Source organism: Haloparvum sedimenti, from assembly GCF_001462205.1.
Taxonomy (GTDB): Archaea; Halobacteriota; Halobacteria; order Halobacteriales; family Haloferacaceae; genus Haloparvum; species Haloparvum sedimenti.
This window is the reverse complement of sequence record NZ_LKIR01000004.1, coordinates 50,191-57,093: the sequence shown is the minus strand read 5'-3', so window position 1 is coordinate 57,093 and position 6,903 is coordinate 50,191. Positions and strand designations below refer to the sequence as shown.

Below are 6,903 nucleotides of genomic sequence, written 5' to 3'. Positions count from 1 at the left end.
CGACGCGACGACGGAGCTGCTGGAGGGTCGCGTCCACCTCCCCGCGTACAACCTGAACAACTCCTACGGCGTCCGCGACAACGTCCAGGACTTCAGCGCGCACCCGATCTCGACGCAGATCCAGGTCTTCACGGACCACAACAACGTCTCGGTCGAGTAGTCGCAGAGCCGACGTTTCCCGGTTTCCGGCGCTTTTCCGCCGGTTTTGCGGGAACCGAAAAGCAACCTATTTATTCACGCATTTGCGAGATTCCGACAGCCGCAGCGACCACCACGACTATGATACATGTTCACAATGGGGTGATCTAGATGAGCCTCCTCCGCTACTCGGCATGGCGCGTCACACAGGCCCTGCCGGTGCTGGTCGGGATCATCGCGATCACGTTCTTCCTCGCGAACCAGATCCCCGGCGACCCGGTCGAGATCATGCTCGGCCCGACGCCGGCGCAGGAACAGGTCGAAGCGATCCAAGCGAAATACGGACTCGACCGCCCCGCTCACGAGCGATTCATCACGTACCTCACGGGCGTGGCGACCGGCGACCTCGGCACGAGCATTTACTACGACCGTCCGGTGTTGGAGATGATCATCCTCCGACTGCCGGTCACGCTGGTGCTCATGCTGTCGGCGTTCGCGTTCGCCATCATCACGGCGATCCCGCTGGGCGTCATCTCCGCCAAGCGCCGGAACGAGCCGGCCGACCACGTCTCCCGGATCGTCTCGCTGATCGGCGTCTCCACCCCCTCGTTCTGGATCGGGTTGGTGCTGATCATCGTCTTCGCGTTCCACCTCGGGTGGTTCCCCGCCCGCGGACTCGTGTTGCCGTGGGCCGACCCCGCGGACGTTCGCGGCGCGGCGACACGGTTCGAGGTGTTGCGGCAGGCCGCCCACCACCTCTTCCTGCCGATGATCGCGCTGGGAACGCTCCAGATGGCGCAGATCACTCGGATCGAGCGCTCCTCGATGGTCGACTCGCTACAGGGCGAGTACGTGAAGCTCGCGCGGGCATACGGCGTCCCCGAGTCGACCATCGTGCGCAAGCACGCCTTCCAGGTGGCACAGCTTCCCGTGATCACTATCGTCGGCCTCGGCCTCTCGACGGCGCTCGGCGGCGCGGTGCTGACCGAGACGGTCTTCGAGATCCAGGGCATGGGCCGGCTGATCATTACGGCGATCAACAACCAGGACTACGAACTCATCATGGGGACGACGTTCATGTTCGGCGTCGCGTACGTGGTCGGCGTCATCATCACGGACATCGCGTACGCCTACCTCGACCCCCGTGTGACCTACGGTGACGAATAATGGCCCTCGGAAACACAGACACTGACGACGTACCGGCGGAGGGCGCCGACGGCCCCGACGAGGGTGCCGGCGAGGTCGAAGCGCGCGTCGGGATGCGCTACACGCTCGCGCAGGTCAAACGCGACACGACCGCGCGCATCGGTATCTACATCGTGGGCTTCATCACGGCCGTGGCGCTGTTTGCCTCGATCGACTACTACATCCTCGACTACGCCATCGCCGAGGCGATCCTGTACGACCCCGAGAGCGACCCCGACACGGTTCGTCGGCTCCTCCCGCCGTTCGGCATGGAGAACCAGTTCGGGCAGGGCGTGCTCGAACACCCGCTCGGGACCGACCACCGCGGTCGCGACATCTTCACGCGGCTGCTCTACGGCACGCGCGTCGCGATGACGGTCGGCTTCATGGCGACGACCATCGGACTGGTCGGCGGCACCCTCATCGGCGCCGTCTCCGGCTACTACGGCGGCTGGATCGACGACGTGCTCCAGCGCGCCACCGAGACCGTCTACGCCATCCCGTTCCTCGTGCTCGTCATCGCGTTCATGACCGCGTTCGGCCGCGACCTCCGGTTCGCGATGATCGGCGTCGGGATCACGGCGATCCCGGTGTTCAACCGTCTCATCCGGTCGCGGGTCGTCTCGATCCGCGAGGAGGACTACATCGAGGCCGCCCGCGCCGCGGGCGTGAAGGACCGCAACATCATCCTGCGCCACATCATCCCGAACAGCTTCGCGCCGGTGCTGGTGCAGGCGACCCTGCAGGTCGGCGTGAGCATCCTCATCGTCGCCGGCCTCTCGTTCCTCGGCTTCGGCGCGCAGCCGCCCACCCCCTCGTGGGGGCAGATGCTGTCGGTGTCGCGGGGGTACATGCTCCCCGCGCCGACGTTCAGCGTCTGGCCGGGGCTGGCCATTCTGATCACCGTCGTCGGCTTCAACATCCTCGGCGACGGCCTGCAGGACGCACTCGACCCACGGATCAACAACTGACATGACCGAACCACTACTCAGCGTCGAGAACCTCAAGACGCAGTTCTTCACGGAGGACGGCACGGTGCGTGCCGTCGACGGCATCTCCTTCGACGTCCACGAGGGCGAGATCGTCGGGCTCGTCGGCGAGTCCGGCGCGGGGAAGTCCGTCGCCACCTCCAGTATCCTGCGGCTCGTCGAGAGCCCGGGCGAGGTCGTCGACGGCGAGATCACCTTCAAGGGCGAGACCCTGTTCGGGCTCGAGGAGGGGCCGGACGGCGAGCCACAGCCCAGCGAGGAGATGCTCTCCGAGGAGGAGATGCGCGACGACATCCGCGGCAACGAGATCGCCATCATCTTCCAGGACCCGATGGAGTCGCTCAACCCCGTCTTCACCGTCGGGGGACAGCTCCGGGAGTTCATCGAGCTGAACCGGGACCTCTCGACGAAGGAGGCCGAACAGGAGGCGATCGACATGCTCCGGGAGGTCGGCATCCCGGACCCCGAGAACCGCTACGACGAGTACCCGCACCAGTTCTCCGGCGGGATGCGCCAGCGCGTGCTGATCGCGATGGCGCTGGCCTGCCAGCCGGACCTGATCATCGCGGACGAGCCGACGACCGCGCTCGACGTGACCGTCGAGGGGCAGATCCTCGAACTCGTCGAGGAGCTCCAGGAGAAGTACGGCACCGCCTTCATCTGGGTGACCCACGACATGAGCGTCGTCGCGGAGATCTGCGACCGCGTCAACGTCATGTACCTGGGGGAGATCATCGAGCAGGCGGACGTCGACGACCTGTTCTACGACACCAAACACCCGTACACGCAGGCGCTGCTGGACTCGATGCCCCGACCCGACGAGACGGTCGAGGAGCTGAACCCGATCAAGGGCGTCATGCCCGAAGCGATCAACCCGCCCTCCGGCTGTCGGTTCCACTCGCGGTGTCCGGAGGCGCGCGAGGTTTGTACGCGCGTCCACCCGGAGCCGCGGACCGTCGCCGAGGGCGCGGTCGCGGACGCGGACGCGCCCACCGAGGCGGCGGTCGCGGACGCCGCCACCGACGACGGCGAGCGCCCGCACACGGTCGCGTGCGTGAAGTACGACGCCTTCGACGTGGGCTACGACTCGAGCGAGCCCCTCGAGACGGAGGCGACCGGCGGCTTCAGCGCCGGCCTGACGGACACCGGAGGTGAGGCGGATGACTGACGAGCTGGCGTCGGCCGGCGACGTGGCCGAGGGCGAGCCGCTGGTCGAGGTGCGCAACCTCAAGAAGTACTTCGACAACGACAGCGGGCTGCTCGGCGGGGTCGACGTCTCGACGGAGTTCCCGTTCGTCGAGCGCAGCCCCACCCACGTCCAGGCCGTCGAGGACGTGAGCTTCGACATCAAGAAGGGCGAGACGCTCGGACTCGTCGGCGAGTCAGGCTGCGGGAAGTCCACGCTCGCGCGGACCGTCCTCCAGCTGCTGGAGTCGACTGACGGCGACATCTACTTCAAAGGCGAGGACCTCACCGAGCTGAGCGGCGAGGAGCTGCGGACCAAGCGGAAGGACATGCAGATGATCTTCCAGGACCCGCAGTCCTCGCTTGACCCCCGGATGAAGGTGGGCCCGATCGTCGAGGAGCCGATGAAGGCCCACGACATGCTCGACGAGGAGGGGCGCGAGGAGCGCGCCAAGGAGCTGCTGGAGAAGGTGGGCCTCGACCCCCAGCACTACAACCGCTACCCGCACGCGTTCTCGGGCGGGCAGCGCCAGCGCGTCAACCTCGCGCGTGCGCTGTCGGTCAACCCGGACTTCATCGTCTGCGACGAGCCGGTGTCCGCGCTCGACGTCTCCATCCAGGCGCAGGTGCTCAACACGATGCGGGACCTGCAGGAGGAGTTCGACCTCACCTACCTGTTCATCGCGCACGACCTGAGCGTCATCCGGCACATCTCCGACCGCGTGGCCGTGATGTACCTCGGGCAGATGGTCGAGCTCGCGGACAAGGAGGAGCTGTTCGAGAACCCCAGCCATCCCTACACGCAGGCGCTCCTCGACGCCATCCCCGCGCCGGACCCGCGGGCGGGCGGCCGCACGGCCGTCCTCAAAGGCGACGTGCCTTCACCCGTCGACCCGCCGTCCGGTTGTCGGTTCCGGACGCGGTGCCCGTCGCTGATCCAGCCCGAGGAGTACGACGTGGACGACGCCACGTGGCGCGACCTCGTCGAGTTCCAGCGCGCGGTGAAGCGCCGCGCGTTCGAGACGACGAACCGCGAGGAGCTACGTCGGCGCTACTTCGACGGCGACGAACCGGGTGGAGAGGCGGGCGACGTGCTCTCGGAGGCACTCGGACACATCTCCCAAGAGGAATGGGACGAGGCCGAAACCCTCCTCACCGAGTCGTTCGCCGAGCAGAGCGTCTGTGCGACCGAGGAGCCGGCCTACGAGATCGACTCGCAGTACGGCGACGGACGCCACTACGCGGCGTGTCACCTCCATCAGGGCATCGCCACCGCGTCCGGCAGCGACGCCGGTGTCAACGAGGGCGTCACGAGCGACACGGTCGCCGACGAGACCGCCGAGCCGGCCGACTGATCCGCTCCCGAGGGGTTTCCTGTCGCCCCAGCCTTCGTCATTCGATCCGCACGGTCGTCGAGTCCTCGATCCGCGCTCGACCGCCGTCGACCGACAGGAACGCGGTGACGGTGTGGTCACCCGGTGCGACCGGCTCGTCGCGGTCCAGATCCGCTCCGTCGCTCCGTCGGATCGTGCCGTTCCATACCGCTGTCGCCGTCTTTGACTCGCCGGCGCGGAACGGGAACGTGAGCGGCGACGCGGAGACGTAGCGACGCTCGTCGGTCGCCTCCAGGATCCCGTCGATCTCCCAGCCCCAGCGTCGGCTGGTCGGTGTGGGAACCTCGACCGGCACCGGAAGCCGGTTCCGGAAGGTGACCGTGATCTCGACCGGGTCGCCGACCGCGTACGTGTCGCGGTCCGTTTCGACGGAGACGACGACCGCGCGCCGCGCGAGACCGGTCGGCACGACCTTCGCGAGCGTCCGCGTCAGGTAGTTGGTCGTCTCGTCGAACCCGGTCCTGTCCGTCTCGTCGGTGTGGCGTGGCTGGACCATGGTCGGGAGTGCGGGTCGCCGGTCGACCGCGCGATGGTTGTCCCAGATACCGGCCCCGAGGACTTTCGTCTGTCGGTTTTCGAGGGGCGCAGTCGAAACCGGACCCGGGAGAAGCCGAACGGCGCCGGAACGGACCGCGGCCTCACCTCCGGCCGTACCGTCGCCAGGAGGCCTTCGCATAGCCGATCCCGCCGCCGACGAACAGGCCGAAGAAGACGAACGCGGGGAGCAGCATGATCGCCTGCGTGATCGCGGTCGCGACGTAGCCCGCGAAGACCCACGTCGCGGCGACGAACTCGAACCGCGCCGAGACCGCGGCGGCGTACGCCAGGAACGACAGCAGGTAGACGCAGCCACCGAGGACGCCCGCGAGCGGCGCGTCGACCCAGCCGGCGTCCGGTACGGTCAGCACGGCCGCGACCGCGGGGCCGGTCATTCCGACCACGAAGACGGCGGGCCGCATCCCCGAGGCGAAGCCGACGAACGCGAGCAGTGTGACCGCCTGCACCACCGCACCGTAGATCACGGGACGCCGAACGTGGTCGCGCAACCGGCTACTCGCCGCGCGGCTGCGAACGACCGCAGGGAGGGTACTCACGGCCGTTTCTCTCGACGGAACGACAAAACGATTGCGGAGGTGTGACTCGGAGTGACTGATAGCGATACTTAGTGGAGCGCGGTCGTTGTTCTGTTTTTCTGTCAGGTAGTGGGCTTTCTGTGACTGCTGCAGATCCTGCTGCTCGGGACAGCAACACCCAGAAAGCCCCAGCCGGCTCGACCGCGCCGGGCCTCGCTGCGCTCCTCGCTCTCAGCACCGCCCGCTGCGGTGCTTGCGTCGTCCGGGCGGGATCGAGCCGGCTGCCCCTTTCAGCCCCACCCACCACACCGCAACCGCCCCGCGACCGCACCGCAGGCCTCGTACCTCCCCAGCCTCGGCGGCGGAGCGGCCGCGAAACCGCACCGCATGCGGCCGCGCCGCCGCCTCCCTCGCGCGGTCGCGGCGCCACAGGGGCGCCGCGGCGCGCGCCGACAGTACGGCACCGCAACCGCACCGCTCCGCGACCGCACAGCACCGCACCACCGCGAGTTTCAGAAAAGCGAGACTTCTGAATCGGTCTGCATCACTCAGTATCGATCTACAGCGGTGTCACGCACGGGGACAGATCGGCCGCGAACGCCCCGTCCGAGCGTCCAAGAGTCAACGTACCGACACCGTGGTCTGTCTCCGAGGACCTTTCAGGAGGGCGCTCGAACACGTGGCAGATGCACGACCGAGGGATCAGGGAATGAGCGACGCGGGCGTCCCCAGGCGGGGCGACGGACTCCGAAGCCGACTCCGGGGGCTGCGAAACTGGGTGCTGCTGGAGGCCGACCGGCTGCTCGTGACCGCGGCGCTGCTGGTTGGCGTCTATCTCGTGCTCGACCCAGCTGCGCACGCGGTCCCGACCGGCTCGGACGGGGTGGAGTCGGGCCATCGCGTCGAAGGGTTGCTCCGATCGATCCTCGGCGGGGTGTT

General features: G+C 67.8%; 7 protein-coding genes. 5 read left to right on the top strand and 2 right to left on the bottom strand.

What is annotated here, in order from left to right; genetic code table 11:
• The first annotated feature begins 309 nt into the window (after positions 1–309).
• The 4 genes from AN233_RS00310 to AN233_RS00295 are packed head-to-tail and all read left to right on the top strand — an operon-like array spanning position 310 to position 4,852.
• On the top strand, positions 310–1,305 hold the full coding sequence (locus AN233_RS00310) for an ABC transporter permease (protein ID WP_281176504.1): 996 nt from the start codon (positions 310–312) through the stop codon (positions 1,303–1,305).
• Entirely contained in the window at positions 1,305–2,294 is a 990-nt protein-coding gene (locus AN233_RS00305) for an ABC transporter permease (RefSeq protein ID WP_058364883.1), read from the top strand. Before AN233_RS00310 ends, AN233_RS00305 begins: the two co-directional genes overlap by 1 nt.
• 1 nt (position 2,295) lies before the next feature.
• A complete protein-coding gene (locus AN233_RS00300; RefSeq protein WP_058364882.1) occupies positions 2,296–3,480 on the top strand; it encodes an ABC transporter ATP-binding protein in 1,185 nt (394 codons plus the stop codon).
• Complete coding sequence (locus AN233_RS00295) at positions 3,473–4,852, top strand: ABC transporter ATP-binding protein (RefSeq protein WP_058364881.1); 1,380 nt, start codon at positions 3,473–3,475, stop codon at positions 4,850–4,852. The genes AN233_RS00300 and AN233_RS00295 overlap by 8 nt, the downstream gene beginning before the upstream one ends.
• 37 nt (positions 4,853–4,889) lie before the next feature.
• Here the strand turns inward: AN233_RS00295 and AN233_RS00290 are convergent, their stop codons facing one another.
• A complete protein-coding gene (locus AN233_RS00290; protein ID WP_058364880.1) occupies positions 4,890–5,387 on the bottom strand; it encodes a hypothetical protein in 498 nt (165 codons plus the stop codon).
• Between the two features lie 142 nt (positions 5,388–5,529).
• Entirely contained in the window at positions 5,530–5,985 is a 456-nt protein-coding gene (locus AN233_RS00285; protein ID WP_058364879.1) for a hypothetical protein, read from the bottom strand.
• Between the two features lie 688 nt (positions 5,986–6,673).
• Here AN233_RS00285 and AN233_RS17535 point away from each other — a divergent pair.
• The coding region (locus tag AN233_RS17535) for a hypothetical protein (RefSeq protein ID WP_218055026.1) at positions 6,674–6,903 on the top strand (230 nt) is incomplete at its 3' end.